The sequence below is a fragment of the Pseudomonas sp. 210_17 TE3656 genome (genome assembly GCF_054821965.1).
On the sequence record NZ_JBTRBC010000001.1, the window covers coordinates 345,641 to 362,312 of the forward strand.

Annotated in this window: 15 protein-coding genes; 8 read left to right on the forward strand and 7 right to left on the reverse strand. The window is 60.6% G+C overall.

Annotated features, from left to right (window positions below; all coding sequences use genetic code 11):
* Positions 1 to 52: 52 nt before the first annotated feature.
* The 4 genes from ACVI9W_RS01680 to ACVI9W_RS01695 form a co-directional block, all read right to left on the reverse strand.
* Positions 53 to 943, reverse strand: a complete 891-nt coding sequence (locus ACVI9W_RS01680; protein WP_461528972.1) for an EamA family transporter — start codon at positions 941 to 943, stop codon at positions 53 to 55.
* Positions 944 to 1,053: 110 nt separating this feature from the next.
* On the reverse strand, positions 1,054 to 2,070 hold the full coding sequence (cydB, locus tag ACVI9W_RS01685) for a cytochrome d ubiquinol oxidase subunit II (RefSeq protein WP_461528973.1): 1,017 nt from the start codon (positions 2,068 to 2,070) through the stop codon (positions 1,054 to 1,056).
* A gap of 13 nt (positions 2,071 to 2,083) precedes the next feature.
* The gene (locus ACVI9W_RS01690) at positions 2,084 to 3,475 is read right to left on the reverse strand and encodes a cytochrome ubiquinol oxidase subunit I (protein WP_461528974.1); all 1,392 of its coding nucleotides are present in this window, start codon (positions 3,473 to 3,475) and stop codon (positions 2,084 to 2,086) included.
* Between the two features lie 102 nt (positions 3,476 to 3,577).
* Positions 3,578 to 5,902, reverse strand: coding sequence for an FdhF/YdeP family oxidoreductase (locus tag ACVI9W_RS01695; RefSeq protein ID WP_461528975.1), 2,325 nt, complete (start codon positions 5,900 to 5,902; stop codon positions 3,578 to 3,580).
* A gap of 364 nt (positions 5,903 to 6,266) precedes the next feature.
* Here ACVI9W_RS01695 and moaA point away from each other — a divergent pair, with 364 nt between their 5' ends.
* Both moaA and ACVI9W_RS01705 read left to right on the forward strand, forming a co-directional pair.
* A complete protein-coding gene (gene moaA, locus ACVI9W_RS01700) occupies positions 6,267 to 7,298 on the forward strand; it encodes a GTP 3',8-cyclase MoaA (protein ID WP_461528976.1) in 1,032 nt (343 codons plus the stop codon).
* A 10-nt stretch (positions 7,299 to 7,308) separates the two neighbouring features.
* Positions 7,309 to 8,208: a bestrophin family protein gene (locus ACVI9W_RS01705; protein WP_038611823.1), complete on the forward strand. Its 900-nt coding sequence runs from the start codon at positions 7,309 to 7,311 to the stop codon at positions 8,206 to 8,208.
* A 115-nt stretch (positions 8,209 to 8,323) separates the two neighbouring features.
* Here ACVI9W_RS01705 and moaB read toward each other — a convergent pair whose 3' ends face one another.
* Entirely contained in the window at positions 8,324 to 8,869 is a 546-nt protein-coding gene (gene moaB, locus ACVI9W_RS01710) for a molybdenum cofactor biosynthesis protein B (protein ID WP_038611825.1), read from the reverse strand.
* A gap of 240 nt (positions 8,870 to 9,109) precedes the next feature.
* On the opposite strand from moaB, the gene ACVI9W_RS01715 reads away from it, so the two are divergent.
* On the forward strand, positions 9,110 to 9,997 hold the full coding sequence (locus ACVI9W_RS01715) for a LysR family transcriptional regulator (protein WP_422415712.1): 888 nt from the start codon (positions 9,110 to 9,112) through the stop codon (positions 9,995 to 9,997).
* Positions 9,998 to 10,014: 17 nt separating this feature from the next.
* Here ACVI9W_RS01715 and ACVI9W_RS01720 read toward each other — a convergent pair whose 3' ends face one another.
* Entirely contained in the window at positions 10,015 to 10,962 is a 948-nt protein-coding gene (locus ACVI9W_RS01720) for a Dyp-type peroxidase (protein ID WP_461528977.1), read from the reverse strand.
* 174 nt (positions 10,963 to 11,136) lie between these two features.
* On the opposite strand from ACVI9W_RS01720, the gene ACVI9W_RS01725 reads away from it, so the two are divergent.
* The 3 genes from ACVI9W_RS01725 (at position 11,137) to ACVI9W_RS01735 (ending at position 13,950) form a co-directional block, all read left to right on the forward strand.
* Positions 11,137 to 12,558: a purine-cytosine permease family protein gene (locus tag ACVI9W_RS01725; protein WP_461528978.1), complete on the forward strand. Its 1,422-nt coding sequence runs from the start codon at positions 11,137 to 11,139 to the stop codon at positions 12,556 to 12,558.
* Positions 12,559 to 12,683: 125 nt separating this feature from the next.
* Positions 12,684 to 13,316 carry a hypothetical protein gene (locus tag ACVI9W_RS01730; RefSeq protein ID WP_461528979.1) on the forward strand — a complete coding sequence of 211 codons (633 nt, stop codon included), beginning with the start codon at positions 12,684 to 12,686 and terminating at the stop codon, positions 13,314 to 13,316.
* A gap of 13 nt (positions 13,317 to 13,329) precedes the next feature.
* Positions 13,330 to 13,950, forward strand: a complete 621-nt coding sequence (locus ACVI9W_RS01735) for a helix-turn-helix transcriptional regulator (RefSeq protein ID WP_461528980.1) — start codon at positions 13,330 to 13,332, stop codon at positions 13,948 to 13,950.
* Here ACVI9W_RS01735 and ACVI9W_RS01740 read toward each other — a convergent pair.
* The gene (locus ACVI9W_RS01740) at positions 13,945 to 14,160 is read right to left on the reverse strand and encodes a TOBE domain-containing protein (RefSeq protein ID WP_010227092.1); all 216 of its coding nucleotides are present in this window, start codon (positions 14,158 to 14,160) and stop codon (positions 13,945 to 13,947) included. The genes ACVI9W_RS01735 and ACVI9W_RS01740 overlap by 6 nt on opposite strands.
* A 212-nt stretch (positions 14,161 to 14,372) precedes the next feature.
* Here ACVI9W_RS01740 and ACVI9W_RS01745 point away from each other — a divergent pair, with 212 nt between their 5' ends.
* Both ACVI9W_RS01745 and ACVI9W_RS01750 read left to right on the forward strand, forming a co-directional pair.
* Entirely contained in the window at positions 14,373 to 15,548 is a 1,176-nt protein-coding gene (locus ACVI9W_RS01745; RefSeq protein WP_461528981.1) for an acyl-CoA dehydrogenase family protein, read from the forward strand.
* Between the two features lie 10 nt (positions 15,549 to 15,558).
* Entirely contained in the window at positions 15,559 to 16,659 is a 1,101-nt protein-coding gene (locus tag ACVI9W_RS01750) for a sigma-54 interaction domain-containing protein (RefSeq protein ID WP_422415720.1), read from the forward strand.
* Positions 16,660 to 16,672: the final 13 nt, after the last annotated feature.

Here is a 16,672-nt window from a genome sequence, read left to right on the forward strand (position 1 = left end):
TTGAACTTGGATATTAGGGCTGCACCGGGCAATGCACAAGCTGTTGCCCTGTTCAGGCGTTGCCTTGCGCCGCGATTCGGGCAGCCAGCAAACGCGGGCCAAAGACATTGATCAGCAACCCGGCCATGACCAGCAGCGCACCCCAGCCCTGCATGGGCGTCAGGCGCTCACCCAGCAGCAGCGCCGACGAGCTCAAACCCACTACCGGTACCAGCAACGAAAACGGTGCCACCTTGCCGGCCGGATAGCGCGACAACAACTGCCCCCACAAGCTGTAGCCAAGCATGGTGGCGATAAATGCCAGGTACGCAAGAGACAGGATCGAACTCCAGCCAATCCCGCGCAGGGCGCTTTCGATCAGCGCCGGCCCTTCCAGCCACCAGGACAAGGCGAAGAACGGTAGCGGTGGAATCAGTCCGCCCCAGATCACCAGGGCGACCAGATCGATATTGCCGAAGCGCCGGGTGATGATATTGCCCATGGCCCACATCGACGCTGCACACAGCGTCAACAGCAACGCAAAGAACGGCACGCTGGCGCCGTTCTCGCTGCCGATCAGGGCCAATCCACCTGCCGCGACCAGCAGCCCCAGGACGCTGGCCGCACGCAGTCGCTCGCCCAGAAAAAACGCGGCAAAAAACAGGGTGAAAAAGGCCTGGGACTGTAGCACCAACGAAGCCAGCCCCGGTGGCATGCCATTGTTCATTGCCTCGAAGAGAAAGGCGAACTGCCCCAGCGAGATCGTTGCGCCATAGGCAATCAACCAGCGCCAGGGCAACTGTGGTCGTTTGACCAGCAACACCGCCGGGAACGCCACCAAGGCGAAGCGCAATGCCCCCAGCAACATCGGCGGCAGGCCGTCCAGGCCCACCTTGATCACCACGAAATTGACGCCCCAGACAACGATCACCACCAGTGCCAGCAGCAAGTCCTTTAACGGCATGTTCCCCATCCTGTTTTGTAATATTTCGCAACAGGGTAGACATTTTCAGGTGGGAGCGCATGCCTCTGTGGGAGCGGGCTTGCCCCGCGATGCGAAGGCCCTGAACGACCTCAGTGATAGGCGTCCCCCACCTTCACCTTGCCGCGAAACACGTGGTAGCTCCAGAAGGTGTACACGAGGATGACCGGAATGATGAACAGCGCCCCGATCAAGGCAAACAGCTGACTCGACGCTGGCGATGCGGCCTGCCACAGGCTGATCCCGGGCGGCACGATGTTCGGCCAGATGCTGATGGCCAGTCCCAGGTAGCCGAGGAACACCAGGGCAACCACCGCGATGAACGGCCAGTGCGAGTGACGTTTGCGCAAGCTCTTCTGGATCACCAGCACCGCGGCCACGGCCAGCACGGCAATGGCAGCAGAACGCAACCCGTGACTGCCAGCGAACCAGCGCTGGGCGATATCGTCATGGATCATTGCCGTCCAGCCACAGATGATCGCAATGACCAGTGCCAGCAGGTACGCCAGCGGACGGCTGTAGTGACGCATGCGCGACTCGAGCATGCCCTCTGTCTTGATCAGCAGCCAGGTACTGCCCAACAGTGCGTAGGTCAGGATCAGGCCCAGGCCACAGAACAGCGGGAATGGCGCCAGCCAGTCCAGGGCGCTGCCGGCAAACTGACGGTCGACCACCGGGATACCACTGATGTAGGTACCGATTGCCACCCCCTGAAAAAAAGTCGCCAGGATCGAACCACCAATAAATGCTTTATCCCACCAGTGACGCTTTTGCGCGCTCGCCTTGAAGCGAAACTCGAACGCCACGCCACGAAAGATCAGCCCGGCCAGCACCAGCACCAACGGCAGATAGAGCGCCTCGAGGATCACCGAATAGGCCAACGGAAACGCTCCGTACAACGCCGCCGCACCGAGCACCGCCCAGGTCTCGTTACCATCCCAGACCGGCGCGACGGTATTCATCATCACATCGCGCTCGCTGGAGTCGGAAATCAGCGGAAAAAGGATGCCCAGCCCCAGGTCAAAGCCATCCATGATCACGTACATCATCAGGCCGAAGGCGATGATGACTGCCCAAATGATCGACAGGTCGATACCTTGAATTGCCATGTTCCAGTCCCTCTCAGTCGGCGGCAGACAGCGGTCTGCGGGAAGTTGCTAGCAGGGTGTCGGCAGGCGTGACGTCATGCGCCACACAGGCCTTCGGCCCCTTGCGGACCAGGCGCATCATGTAGCCAATGCCAACGGTGAACACCGAGAAGTAAATGACCACGAACAGTGCCAGGGTCACGCTCATCTGCATGGCACTGTGATTGGACGCCGCTTGCGTGGTGCGCATCAGGCCGTAGACCACCCAGGGCTGACGCCCCACTTCGGTGGTGAACCAGCCGGCCAGCAGGGCAATCAGACCGGAGGGCCCCATCAGCAGGGCGAACCACAGGAACAGCCTGTTGCGATACAGCGCACCGTTGCACCGCAGCACCAGGGCCAGCAGTGCACAGCCAAGCATCAACATGCCGAGCCCGGCCATGATCCGGAAACTCCAGAAAATGATGGTGGAGTTGGGCCGGTCCTGTTTGGCAAAGCTCTTGAGCGCCGGGATCTGTTTGTCCAAGCTGTGGGTGAGGATCAGGCTGCCCAGGTAGGGGATTTCGATGTTGTAGTGCGTGGTCTCGGCGTCCATGTCAGGCAACCCGAACAGCACCAGCGGTGACGGCTCGCCGGGCTTGTTCTCCCAGTGGCCTTCGATGGCAGCGATTTTCGCCGGTTGATGCTTGAGGGTGTTCAGACCATGGGCATCACCGACGACGATCTGCACCGGCGTGGCAATCAGGATCATCCACATGGCCATCGACAGCATCTTCCTGATCTGCGCCGAGTCGTTGCCGCGCAGCAGGTGCCAGGCCGCCGAGGCGCCGACAAACAACGCGGTGGACAGAAACGCCGCCAGCGCCATGTGCATCAGGCGATAAGGAAACGACGGGTTGAAGACGATCTTGAACCAGTCCACCGGTGCCACCCGGCCATCAATGATCTCGATCCCCTGCGGTGTCTGCATCCAGCTGTTGGACGACAAGATCCAGAACATCGAGATCAGCGTACCGATGGCCACCATCACCGTGGCAAAGAAATGCAGGCGCCGCCCCACCCGGTCCCAACCAAACAGCATCACCCCGAGGAACCCGGCCTCGAGGAAGAACGCAGTGAGTACCTCATAAGTCAGCAGAGGCCCGGTGACGCTGCCGGCGAAATCAGAGAAGCGTGCCCAGTTGGTGCCGAATTCGTAGGCCATGACCAGCCCCGAGACCACGCCCATGCCGAAGTTGACGGCAAATATCTTCGACCAGAAATGGTAGAGGTCTTTGTAGACCCGGTTATTGCTCTTCAGCCAGCAGCCTTCGAGCACGGCCAGAAAACTGGCCAGGCCGATGGTGATGGCCGGGAAGATGATGTGGAACGAGACGGTGAACGCGAATTGAATCCGCGCCAGGTCCAACGCACCCAGAGTGTTCATGAGGAAATCCTTGCAGACGCGCGCACGCCCGGACACGGCAGCCCGCTGGAGCTGCCGTGGGCGCTCAACGCTTCAAGTCAAATAACGCAAACGGCGTAACGATCAGAGGTTCGCCGACGCAATCCGGTTGTTGTCCCGCGCCTTCTCAAGTTTGATGGCGATGAACTTCGAGGTTGGCGTGAATGTGCGGTCGCCGTAGCTTTCCAGCGGCACCAGTGGATTGGTCTCCGGGTAGTACGCTGCGGCCTGACCGCAGGGAATGTCGTAGGCCACCAGGGTAAAGCCGCTCACACGGCGCTCGCGGTCATCTTCCCAGAGCGACACCAGGTCGACCTTCTCGTTGGGTTTGAAGCCCAGGCGGCGAATGTCCTGCTCATTGGCGAAGATCACCTCACGCAGGCCAAACACGCCGCGATAACGGTCATCCAGGCCATATAAGGTGGTGTTGTACTGGTCATGGGAACGCAAGGTCTGCAGCACCAGATCAGGCTTGTCGCCACGCGCCAGCACCGCCTCATTGATCAACTGCTCCGGCAACAGGCTCGGGGTGAACTGGGCCTTGCCAGAGGCGGTGTTCCACTGCCGTTCGGCGGCGGGGTTACCCAGATGGAAGCCACCGGGATGCTGCAAACGGGCGTTGAAATCCTCGAAGCCCGGGATGGTGTCGGCGATCAGATCACGGATACGGCTGTAGTCGGCCACTGTCCATTCCCAATCGATCGGCCGGTCACCCAAGGTGGCCTTGGCGATACCGGCAATGATCGATGGCTCCGAACGTTGCAGCGGCGAGCTCGGTTTGAGCTGGCCGTAGGAGATATGCACCATGCTGAAGGTGTCTTCCACGGTAACGCCCTGCGGGCCTTCAGCCTGCACATCGATTTCGGTGCGTCCAAGGCACGGCAGGATCAACGCATCACGGCCGGTGACCAGGTGCGACCGATTGAGCTTGGTGGCGATGTGTACGGTCAACTCGCAGTTGCGCAAGGCGTCGTGAGTGCGCGGCGTATCAGGGGTGGCCTGAGCGAAGTTGCCGCCCAGGGCGATGAACACCTTGGCACGTTTTTCCTCCATCGCCTGGATCGCCAGCACCGCGTTATGGCCATGTGCGCGTGGCACCTGAAAGCGGAAACGCTGCTCCAGGGCATCAAGCAGCCGCGCAGGCGGTTGCTCGTCGATGCCCATGGTGCGGTCGCCCTGTACGTTGCTGTGACCGCGCACCGGCGAAAGCCCGGCCCCCGGTTTGCCGACGTTGCCGCGCAGCAGTTGCAGGTTGATGATTTCCTGCACGGTGGGCACCGAATGGCGGTGCTGGGTAACGCCCATTGCCCAGCACATCACCACCCGCTCGGCACGCCGGTACATGCGCGCCGCCAGTTCCAGCTCGGCCAGGCTCAGGCCGGATTGCTCGACGATGTGCTCCCAACTGGTGGCATCGACCTGCGCCAGGTAGGCATCCACGCCCGAGGTATGCTCGGCAATGAAGGCATGGTCGAACACCGCCGGTTCGCCATTGGCCTGGGCCTCACGTTCCCACTTGAGCAGGAACTTGGCGATGCCGCGCATCACCGCCATGTCGCCGCCCAGGGCAGGCCGGAAGTACGCGGTGTTGGTCGGTTCGGAGCCGTTGCTGAGCATTTCGAAAGGATGCTGCGGATGCTGGAAGCGTTCCAGGCCGCGCTCCTTGAGCGGGTTGAAGCAGACCACCTGGGCGCCACGTTTGACCGCTTCGCGCAGCGGTTCCAGCATGCGCGGGTGGTTAGTGCCGGGGTTCTGGCCGATGACGAAAATCGCGTCCGCCTCCTCCAGGTCGTGGAACACCACAGTGCCCTTGCCTACCCCGAGGGTTTCGCCCATCCCTACGCCGCTGGCCTCGTGGCACATGTTCGAGCAGTCGGGAAAGTTATTGGTGCCGAAGGCCCGTACGAACAGCTGGTAGAGGAACGCCGCCTCGTTACTGGCGCGACCGGAGGTGTAGAACTCGGCCTGGTCAGGCGAGTCGAGGCCGTTGAGGTGTTGAGCGACCAGGGCAAAGGCCTCATCCCACGAGGTTTCAAGGTAATGATCGGTGGCCGCGTCATAGCGCATCGGGTGTGTCAGGCGGCCCTGGTATTCGAGCCAGTAGTCGCTCTGCCCGGCGAGTGCGCTGACGCTGTAGCGCGAGAAGAACATCGGGTCGACAGCACGACCGGTGGACTCCCAGTTGACCGCCTTGGCACCGTTCTCACAGAACTTGACCATGCCATCTTCAGGCGACTCGCCCCAGGCACAACCCGGGCAATCGAAGCCGCCGTTCTGGTTGGTCTTGAGCATCACCCGCAGGTTTTTGAAAGCATTCTCACTGCCCAGCCAGCTCTTGGTAACGCTTTTCAGCGCGCCCCAACCGGCTGCCGGGGCATTATAGTTTTTGATGTGTTCGTCTTGACTCATCAGGGTAATCCTCGATATGCACGCAGAGATTAATTAATCTCAAGGCAAGGGCCGCTATACGACTAAATCAAGCTGCCATATAAACAACAATCAGCCGGACACTAACTGCCTTCCCGTTTCATTTACCCTTTCAGGCTATTGAGCCAATTCCTACGCGTCCAATCGAAAGTAATTACAGACCGATCAAAACCCTCTATCACAGCCAGAAGCCACAGAATACGGGGCCAACAGCAGTGATAGACGACACTTATCAATTAGTCACTAAAAGCAATTTGACGTCACTCCCACAGCTCCCTATGCTCGATACAAGACACCCTGATTATTTAATTTATTTGCACCCCATGCGTTCACCGCAATAACCGACATGAAATTAAAAGAGGTAATCGCAACCGTGAATGCAAACGACACTACATTGGTCGATGGCTTCAATAGAAAGATTGATTACCTGAGGATGTCGGTGACCGATCGTTGCGATTTCCGTTGCGTCTACTGCATGGCTGAAGACATGCAGTTCCTGCCGCGCCAACGCATTCTGACCCTTGAAGAGCTGTATCAAGTGGCCGAGCGCTTCGTCGCCATGGGCACCCGCAAGATCCGCCTGACCGGCGGTGAGCCACTGGTGCGCAGCGGCATTGTCGAGCTGTGCACACGCGTCGCGGCGCTGCCGGGGTTGCGCGAGCTATGCATGACCAGCAATGGCTCACAACTTGTACGCCTGGCCAAACCCTTGTTCGATGCCGGGCTGTCGCGCCTGAACATCAGCCTCGACAGCCTCGACCCGCAGCGCTTCAAAGCGCTTACCCGCACCGGCGATCTGCATCAGGTGATCGCCGGTATCGACGCCGCGCGCGCAGCCGGCTTTCGCCGCACCAAACTCAATTGCGTGGTGCTCAAGGGCCGCAACGACGGCGAAATCAATGACCTGGTGCGCTTTGCCATCGACCGCGAGCTGGACATTTCCTTCATCGAAGAAATGCCCCTGGGGGTCATCAGTGAGCACCAGCGCAGCGAGTCCTACTGCTCGAGCGATGAAGTCCGCGCGCGCATCGCGGAACAATTCACCTTGATCGAATCGGCTGAATCCACCCAGGGCCCTTCACGTTACTGGCGCCTGGCCGAAGCGCCGCAGATTCGCATCGGTTTCATTTCGCCCCACAGCCATAACTTCTGCGGCAGCTGCAACCGCGTGCGCCTGACCGTCGAAGGGCGTTTGTTGCTGTGTCTGGGCAACGAGCACGCCAGCGACCTGAAGCAGGTGCTGCGCGCGCACCCCGGCGACAGCGCCCGGCTGGACAAGGCCATTCGCGACGCCATGACCCTCAAGCCCTACCGTCACCACTTCGACATCAACGGCGACGTGCAGATCCTGCGCTTCATGAACATGACCGGCGGCTAACGGAACCCTGATGATCGTTCACCCCAAACCCAACCTGCTCAACGTCCTGATCTCCCTCAAAGGTTCGATAGCCAAGCGCATCGCCCGGCGCACTGTCATGGTCACCGCACTGGCTTCGCTGATCGTCCTGATCGAGAACCTGCACCCGGCGCTGTTTTCCCGGGTCAACGCCACGCCCTTCACGTTGCTCGGCATCTCGCTGTCGATTTTCATGAGCTTTCGCAACAACGCCTGCTACGAGCGCTGGTGGGAAGGCCGCAAAGCCTGGGGTCAGGTGATCATCGAAATACGCTCGTTCATTCGCGAAAGCTGCATCATCACCGATCGGCAACTGCGCGAAAGCCTGCTGCTGAATCTGTGCGGTTATGCCCATGCGCTGAACGCCAGGTTACGGGGCGAAGACGAACAGCACGTCGCGCGCAAATGGGTGCCTGGTGTATCCGCCCTGCCCGCTCACAACATCAGCGATGCAATCCTGCAAGAGACAGGCAGGATCTGTTCGCGTCTGGCCGAAGAAAACACCATCAGTGAATGGCGCTACATGGCACTTGAGCAGCGCTTGCACGGGCTGTCCGAAGCCCAGGCCGTTTGTGAGCGGATCAAAAGCACACCCTTGCCCTTCCCCTACACCTTGCTGCTGCACCGCACGATCTACATCTTCTGCGTGCTGCTGCCGTTCGCCATGGCCCAGCCGCTGGGTTGGCTGGCGCCGATCTTCACGGCGATTGTCAGCTACACCTTCTTCGGCCTGGACGCCATCAGCGATGAGCTGGAAGACCCGTTCGGGCACGATGAAAACGACCTGCCTACCGATGCCATGGTGCGTACGATCGAACGGGAAATTCTCTCAGCGGCAGGTCACACCGACCTGCCTGCGCCCCTGCAGCCAGTGGACTTCGTCCTCAGTTGAGGGCATAGGGTGGGAGCGGGCTTGCTGTGGGAGCGGGCTTGCCCCGCGATTGCGGTCTGTCAGCCAAATCGTATCGCGGGGCAAGACCGCTCCCACTGGCATCCCCCACCCTTGTTCATTGCTCTTGACGCGACCCGCACAGATTGCCGGGCTTGAGGTGGGCAACAAAGTTGCAGGGACGGTGACGGGCATCGAGCTGCTCGGCCAGAATGCCTTCCCACGCCGTGCGGCAGGCACCGGTCGAGCCCGGCAGGCAGCACACCAGCGTGCCATTGGCCAGCCCGGCCAAGGCGCGGGTCTGTACCGTGGAGGTGCCGATGTCGAGGATCGACAAGGCGCGGAACAACTCGCCAAACCCGTCGATATGCTTGTCGAGCAAACAGGCCACCGCCTCGGGGGTGCTGTCGCGGGCGGTAAAACCGGTGCCACCGGTCACCAGCACCACCTGCACCTGGTCGTCGGCGATCCAGGTCGCCACCTGCGCACGGATTTTGTAGACATCGTCCTTGACCAGCTCACGGGCCACCAGGCGATGGCCCATTTCCACGGCGCGAGTCGCCAGCAATTCGCCGGAGGTGTCGGTCGCAAAAGTGCGGGTATCACTGACGGTCAGTACGGCGATGTTGACCGGTACAAAAACCGCATCCATTTTCACACTCATGTAATAGCCTCAGGGTCGAAGAGTAATCTTCGGGGAAACTAGTGACTAAAACAAAAGCCGTCCAATCGATAGTTCACAACAGCCTATCGACACCCTCTATTGGCGAAACACCACAACCACCCGCTTCATCGACCGCACTTATCAGCCGGTCACTCATACTCATTGGACGTACTTTTGCCCTGCGAGTAGGGTTGCGTAACCGCACTATGCTGAACCCCATACCACTTGCCAGGCCGCGCCATGGACATCAAACAACTCAAGTTTCTCATCGCCCTGGATCAGACCAGACACTTCGGCCAGGCCGCTGCGCTGTGCCACGTCACCCAGCCGACGCTGTCCATGCGCCTGCGCAACCTGGAGGACGAGCTGGACCTGGTGCTGGTAACCCGCGGCCAACGTTTTGAAGGTTTCACCGAAGCCGGCGAGCGCATCCTGGCCTGGGCCCGGACCCTGCTGGCGGCCTACGACGGCCTGCAGGCCGAAGCTGCCAGCTGCCGCGGGCAGATCGTCGGCAACCTGCGCCTGGGCATGGTGCCGTTGTCGAGCATCAACCCGATGAGTTTCCTCACGCCCCTGGCCCAGCGCTACCCAGAGCTGCATTTCCAGCTCTCGTCACTGAGCTCGGAACAGGTCATCGATGGTTTGAGCCGCAACCAGCTCGACCTCGGTATCTGCTATCTGGACCAGATCAATACCAGCTTCTTCGAGGTCATCGAACTGGGCGCTACCAGCATGGGCCTGCTGTACGACACGCGCCACTATCACTTTGACCAACCCGAACTGCCGTGGGAGGCAGTCAGCGATATCCCCCTGGGGATGCTGTCCAAGGGCATGCACTACCGCCAATCCGTCGACCTGAGTTTCCGAAGCCGGGGCCTGCACCCGCAACCGGTGCTGGAGAGCGACTCTACCTACCAGTTGATCCAGGCGATCTGCGCCGGCATCTGCTGCGCGATCATGCCGCTGCAAAGCGGCCTGGATGAATTGAGCGAACACATTCGTATCGTGCCGATTGCCAGCGCCAGCGTGCATGCCCCGATCGGCCTGCTGCTGCGCCGTAGCGAACCGCGCTCGGCCCTCGCGGAGAAGTGCTTTGCCGAAGTCAAAGCACTGCTCGACAGCCACTGACAACGCGCATGTACCGATTAGCCGGTGCGCTCGGCAAGCGCTTCGAGCACATCGGCTGAAGGTACGAAAAACAGGCCACCGGTGACCGCCGTACTGAAGTCGAGCAAGCGGTCGTAGTTACCTGCAGGTTTACCGACAAACATGTTTTCGAGCATCTGCTCGATCGGCTCGGGAGAACGCGCATAGCCAATGAAGTAGGTGCCGAACTCCCCGGCACCAGGACGGCCGAACGGCATGTTGTCGCGCAGGATCTTCACTTCCTCGCCGTCCTGCTCAAGGACCGTCAACGCGCTGTGCGAGCTACTGGGTTTGACCGATTCGTCGAGTTCGATATCAGCCAGTTTGGTACGGCCGATCACGCCTTCCTGGGCCTCGACAGTCAGCGCGTTCCACGCCTGCATGTTGTGCAGGTACTTCTGCACTAACACATAACTGCCTGCGCTGAAGGCCGGGTCTTCAGCGCCAATCAGGGTGAAGTGCTCTGCCTTGCGCCCGACCGGGTTTTCCGTGCCGTCGACAAACCCGATGATGCTGCGCATGTCGAAATAACGAAAACCCTGAACCTCATCGACCACGGTCACCGCATCGCCCAGCGCCGCCATCAATTGCGTGGCCAGTTCGAAGCACAGGTCCATGTGTTCGGCGCGGATATGCAACAGCAGGTCACCCGGTGTTGCCAGGGCACGGCGCTGCTCTGGACCGAACTCGCGAAAGGGGTGCAAGGCCGCCGGACGCGGATCACCGAACAGGCGGTCCCAGGCGCTGTCAGCAAAGCCACAGACGCACGAGAGGTTGCCGCCCGGCACGCGCTTGCCCACCGAACGGGTCAGCCCGGCGACATCGGCACACCACCCGCGTACACATTCGGCAGCTTCAGGCCCGGGCTTGAGCGTGGCGACGATGAAGATCGCGCTGCGAGTGATCGGGCTGCAGACCGCTTGAGGTTCCGCTGTTGATTCAGGCATGGGTTTTGAACACTGCTGAGGCTGAAAAACTGCAGCGTAGCAGAGCGGCGGCATCACGACGCACACACTTGACTGTAATTGTATATACATGCTCACATCTGCTGACGTCGCCCGCCCTGCGTCCGGCCGGTGACCCGACCGCTCGACAACAACAATATGCGGAGATCCACAGCAATGACCCAGGCCAGCGCCTCGCGCAGCAAGCCCTTGATCGAACGTCGCTCGATCGACTACATCCCGGAAAATGAACGGCACGGACGCCTGTACAGTCAGTTCACCCTGTGGCTGGGTGCCAACCTGCAGATCACTGCAATCGTCACCGGGGCCCTGGCCGTGGTGCTCGGCGGTGATGTGTTCTGGTCGTTGATCGGCTTGCTGATCGGCCAACTGGTCGGCGGCGCGGTCATGGCCCTGCACGCCGCTCAAGGGCCCAAACTGGGCTTGCCGCAGATGATTTCCAGTCGGGTGCAGTTCGGTGTCTATGGCGCGGCCATCCCGATTGCCCTGGTGTGCCTGATGTACCTGGGTTTCACCGCCACCGGCACGGTGCTGTCAGGCCAGGCGATCGGCCAGTTGCTCAGCGTCAGCGACAGCGCCGGGATCCTGATTTTCGCCGCCGTGATCGTCCTGGCCACGGTGTTCGGCTATCGCATGATCCACTGGATCGGGCGGATTGCCAGCGTACTGGGGATCATCGCATTCGTTTACCTGTTCAGCCGCATCATGGTCATCAGCGACATCAGCGAGCTCCTGCAAAACCGTCACTTCACCTGGACTTCGTTCCTGCTTGCGGTGTCATTGTCGGCGTCCTGGCAGATCTCCTTCGGCCCTTATGTGGCGGACTATTCGCGCTACCTGCCCAGCCGCACTTCGTCGTTCAAGACCTTCCTTGCCGCAGGCCTGGGCTCGGTAGTCGGTTCCCAGGCGTCGATGGTGCTCGGGGTGTTTGCCGCAGCCATCGCCAACGGCCAGTTCTCCGGCCGTGAAGTGGCCTATATCGTCGGCCTCGGGGGCACCGGCGCCACCGCCGCGCTGCTGTATTTCAGCATCGCCTTCGGCAAGGTGACCATCTCCACCCTCAACTCCTACGGCAGCTTCATGTGCATCGCCACCATCATCAGTGGCTTTCGCGGGCATATTGAAGTCAGCCGCCGTCAGCGTCTGTTCTTCGTCCTCGGCATCGTCGGCGCCTCGACCCTGATCGCCCTGCTCGGCCAACACTCGTTCCTCCTCGCGTTCAAGTCGTTCATCCTGTTCCTGCTGACCTTCTTCGTACCCTGGAGCGCAGTCAACCTGGTCGATTACTACTTCATCACCAAGGAACGCTACGACGTGCCGGCCCTGGCCGACCCCAATGGCCGCTACGGGCGCTGGAACATGCCGGGCATCATCGTCTACACCATTGGCGTACTGGTGCAGATGCCGTTCATTTCCACCAAACTCTACACCGGCCCCATGGTTGCTCACCTCGGTGGTGTCGATGTGTCGTGGATCATCGGCCTGGTGGTGCCGAGCGTGCTGTATTACCTGGTAGCCCGTGGCAAGGCCGCTCAGGCCCCGGCACGGATGATCCTGCCCGAAGCAACTCACTCCTGAGCTGAACTCACGATTGCCCACCGCTTTGACGGTGGGCAACAACCGTTCGGCGCTCCAATCAATAACGACATATTTTTATGCTGTAATTGATCTTGTAGGCCACTTCACCCTCCGAGGGTACTGCCATGAAGATCAAACTGTCAGTTGTGCTGCTGCTTGCAGCTTTGTGTGCGCTTCCTACCTTGAGCCCTGCGGCTCAATACTCTGCTCCGCAAGCCGAATCCGCCGCCCTGAGCACCCGCCTGGCCCTGCGCGACCTATGGGTCGAGCATATTTTCTGGATTCGCAATTACGCCATCGCCAATCAGGCCGGCAATCGTCAACAGGCCGATGTCGCCAGCCAGGAGGTGGTCAGTAATGCCACCGCGATTGCCAACAGCATCGCCCCACTCTACGGCCAGCCTGCCGCCGACCAGTTGCTGAAACTGCTCGCCGGCCATTGGGGCGCGGTCAAGCAGTACAGTGATGCCAGTGTCAGCCAGTCGGCTTCCGGTAAACAGGCAGCGGTCAACGACCTGGGCAGCAATGCCAAGGCCCTGGCCAAGTTCCTCGCCACGGCCAACCCCAACTTGCCGGAAGCAACGCTCGATACGATGCTCGCCGCTCATGGCGGTCACCATATTGCGCAGATCGACGAACTCGGGAAAAAAGACTACAAGGCAGAAGCGGCCACCTGGCATCACATGCGCGAGCATATTCTCGGGTTGGCCGACGCGTTGACGGCGGCACTGGTCAAACAGTTCCCGAACAAGTTCTGAGCGAGGTCTGTCGATGTTCGAAGGTCTGGGACGTACCCAACAGGATCTGCTGTCAGCCTTGCTGTACACGGCTGCCGGTATGAGCATCGAAGAACTGGCCAGCCAGCTGTCGGTCACCCGCACAGCTGTGCGCCAGCACCTGGCGGCCCTGGAACGTGACGGTCTGGTGGTGCGCGGCGATCTGCGCGCCACTGGCCGCCGCCCCGAGCAGTTGTATCGCCTCAGCGCGCATGGCAGGGAGTTGTTCCCGCGCCACTATCACTTGCTGGCCAACCTGTTGATCGATGAAGTCGCCAACCTGATCGGCCACGAAGCGCTGGTGCAGTTGATGCGCAGTCTGGGCGAGAAAATGGCTGCGGACCTGAGCGCTACACGGCTCGATGAACAGCAGATTGCCGCGCACATGAAAGATGTCGGCTATGAATCCGAAGTATTTTTCCGCTCCGGGGGCGCGCCTGCGCAAATCGTCGCCCACAACTGCGTATTTCATCAGCTGGCCGAAGCTCACCCTGAAGTCTGTGAGCTCGACCTGGCGCTGATCGGCAGCCTTGGCGGGGGTAAGGTGCAGCACCTGGAATGCATGCTGCGCGGTGGACAGGTGTGTCGCTTCGAGCTGACGCGCAAACCCTCATAGCTTGGCGATCGACACCTCGGTGGATTTGACGAAGGCAATCACTTCACTGCCCACCCGCAACTCCAGCTCGTGCACCGAACGGGTGGTGATCACCGAGGTGACAATACCTGCGGAGGTTTGCACATCGATTTCCGACACCACTGGCCCTTCGATGATCTCCTTGACCGTGCCCTTGAACTGATTGCGTACGTTGATCGCCTTGATGGTCATGCTCTGCTTCCTCGTTCCGGGATGCACTGCGGCGCAGTGCTTGAGGTGCAGAGTGCGCTGGATCAAATAAAATTAAAAAGAATAAATATTTACTTAATTAGATCTATTTCGAATATAAAACAAGCATATCGAAAGACCTATAAGTTATTTATTTTTGATTTTTTAGATCATTTAGCATCAGTGCATCTCTCATCGTTCAAGTGAGCGCAGCCTTGCACATCACCCCCAACACCCCGTTGCAGACCGCTCGGGCATTGGCCAGCGAATTCGCCCGCACAGTAGTCGAGCGCGACCGAGAAGGCGGCACCCCAAAAAATGAGCGCGACGCCATTCGCCGCAGTGGTCTGCTGGCCTTGAGCATCCCCCGTGAGTTCGGCGGTCTGGGCGGCAGCTGGACGCAAACCTTCGAAGTGGTGCGCGAATTTGCCCGGGTCGACAGCTCCCTGGCCCATGTCTTCGGCTTTCATCACTTGATGCTGGCCACTGTACGCCTGTTCGCCACCCCGGCCCAATGGCAACCCTGGTTCGAACTGACCGCGCGTAAAAACTGGTTCTGGGGCAATGCCCTCAACCCGCTGGACGCGCGCACCGTGGTCAAGGATCGCGGCAGCTTTCGCGAGTTCTCCGGCAAGAAAAGCTTCTGCTCCGGCGCCAGCGACTCACAGATGCTGATCGCTTCGGCCGTGGATGAAAGCGCCGGCGGCAAGCTGTTGATCGCGGCCATTCCCAGCGGTCGTAGCGGCATCACCCTGCACAACGACTGGAACAACATGGGCCAACGCCAGACCGACAGTGGCAGCGCCAGTTTCGAGCGGGTGCGGGTCGAGGAAAGTGACCTGCTGCTCGATCCTGGCCCGCTGAGCACGCCCTTTGCCTGCCTGCGACCGTTGATTGCCCAGTTGCATTTCGCCCATGTGTTTCTCGGCATCGCCGAAGGCGCCTTCGAAGAGGCGCGCCATTACGCCCTGACGGAATCGCGGCCATGGTTCAAGTCCCAGGCTGAGCACAGTAGCGCCGATCCTTATGTGCTCCAGCACTTCGGCGACTTCTGGGTACGTCTGCAAGGTGCCAAGGTGTTGGTCGAACAGGCTGCCAACGCGCTTGATCAAGCCTGGGCCAAAGGCGCGGCATTGACCGCCGAACAACGCGGTCGCCTGGCCGTGAGCATCGCTACCGCCAAGGTCGCGGCCAACCGCGATGGCCTGGCCATTTGCAGCAAGGTCTTCGAGGTCACCGGTGCACGCGCCACCCAGGCGTCGGTCGGGCTCGACCGCCACTGGCGCAACCTGCGGACCCAGAGCTTGCACGACCCACTCGACTACAAGCTACACGAACTCGGTGAATGGGCCCTGCGCGGGCAATTGCCGACTCCGACCTTCTACTCATAGTGTGAACCCCATGCAATTGCTCACCCTACCGCCGTCACCGGCCCTGGCCACTTCGATCCGTGCCACCGCACAAGTGTTCGAAGACCCGAAATCCCAGGCCCTGCTGGCGCACCTGCAGCAGGTTGCGCCCAGTGAAGCCAGCGTGCTGATCATCGGCGAGACCGGCACTGGCAAAGAGCTGGTGGCCCGTCACATCCACAACCTCAGCGGACGCCGCGACAAACCGTTCGTGGCGGTCAACTGCGGAGCATTCTCCGAGTCGTTGGTGGAGGCTGAACTGTTCGGCCATGAAAAAGGCGCCTTCACCGGTGCCCTCAGCGCCAAGGCGGGCTGGTTCGAAGAGGCCAATGGCGGCACCTTGTTCCTCGATGAAATCGGCGACCTGCCGATGGCTATTCAGGTCAAGTTGCTGCGGGTGCTACAGGAGCGCGAAGTAGTGCGCCTGGGCTCACGCAAAAGCATCCCCATCGATGTGCGGGTGTTGGCGGCAACCAACGTGCAGCTGGAAAAAGCCATCAATGCCGGGCATTTTCGCGAGGACCTGTATTACCGCCTGGACGTGGTCAACCTTGAGCTGGTGCCGCTGCGCGAACGCCCGGGCGACATCCTGCCGCTGGTGCGCCACTTCATCCGGGCCTACAGCCAGCGCCTGGGCTATGGCCAGGTCAGCCTCAGCGCGCAGGCCGAGGCGAAGCTACGCAGCTATGGCTGGCCGGGCAATATTCGCGAGCTGGAGAACGTCATCCATCACACCCTGCTGATCTGCCGTGACGGGGTGATCCGCGAAGAGGACCTGCGCCTGTCGAACATGCGCATCGAACGCGCCGACGACAACAGCGGCGCTGACGACTCGGCGGAAGGATTGCTTGAGCGGGCGTTCCAGAAGCTTTTCGAGCAGGCACCGGGGGCACTGCACGAAAAAGTCGAGGACGCCCTGCTGCGTGCAGCCTACCGCTTCAGTCACCACAACCAGGTACACACGGCCAACCTGCTGGGGCTTAGCCGCAACATCACCCGCAGCCGCTTGATCAAGATCGGTGAACTGGCGGTCAACCGACGTCAGCCGGCTGCCAGCTCGCAGGGTGAGCGGATGCTTAACCTGTCGATCTGAGATATCGACTTGC

Bases quoted from the DNA above. Each gene is read 5' to 3' on its own strand.
- ACVI9W_RS01690 (WP_461528974.1), bottom strand. From the start codon at position 3,475: ATGAACACTCTGGGTGCGTTGGACCTGGCGCGGATTCAATTCGCGTTC.
- ACVI9W_RS01725 (WP_461528978.1), top strand. From the start codon at position 11,137: ATGACCCAGGCCAGCGCCTCGCGCAGCAAGCCCTTGATCGAACGTCGC.
- ACVI9W_RS01730 (WP_461528979.1), top strand. From the start codon at position 12,684: ATGAAGATCAAACTGTCAGTTGTGCTGCTGCTTGCAGCTTTGTGTGCG.
- cydB (WP_461528973.1), bottom strand. From the start codon at position 2,070: ATGGCAATTCAAGGTATCGACCTGTCGATCATTTGGGCAGTCATCATC.
- ACVI9W_RS01715 (WP_422415712.1), top strand. From the start codon at position 9,110: ATGGACATCAAACAACTCAAGTTTCTCATCGCCCTGGATCAGACCAGA.
- ACVI9W_RS01695 (WP_461528975.1), bottom strand. From the start codon at position 5,902: ATGAGTCAAGACGAACACATCAAAAACTATAATGCCCCGGCAGCCGGT.
- ACVI9W_RS01750 (WP_422415720.1), top strand. From the start codon at position 15,559: ATGCAATTGCTCACCCTACCGCCGTCACCGGCCCTGGCCACTTCGATC.
- ACVI9W_RS01735 (WP_461528980.1), top strand. From the start codon at position 13,330: ATGTTCGAAGGTCTGGGACGTACCCAACAGGATCTGCTGTCAGCCTTG.
- ACVI9W_RS01680 (WP_461528972.1), bottom strand. From the start codon at position 943: ATGCCGTTAAAGGACTTGCTGCTGGCACTGGTGGTGATCGTTGTCTGG.
- ACVI9W_RS01720 (WP_461528977.1), bottom strand. From the start codon at position 10,962: ATGCCTGAATCAACAGCGGAACCTCAAGCGGTCTGCAGCCCGATCACT.
- moaB (WP_038611825.1), bottom strand. From the start codon at position 8,869: ATGAGTGTGAAAATGGATGCGGTTTTTGTACCGGTCAACATCGCCGTA.
- ACVI9W_RS01705 (WP_038611823.1), top strand. From the start codon at position 7,309: ATGATCGTTCACCCCAAACCCAACCTGCTCAACGTCCTGATCTCCCTC.
- ACVI9W_RS01740 (WP_010227092.1), bottom strand. From the start codon at position 14,160: ATGACCATCAAGGCGATCAACGTACGCAATCAGTTCAAGGGCACGGTC.
- moaA (WP_461528976.1), top strand. From the start codon at position 6,267: ATGAAATTAAAAGAGGTAATCGCAACCGTGAATGCAAACGACACTACA.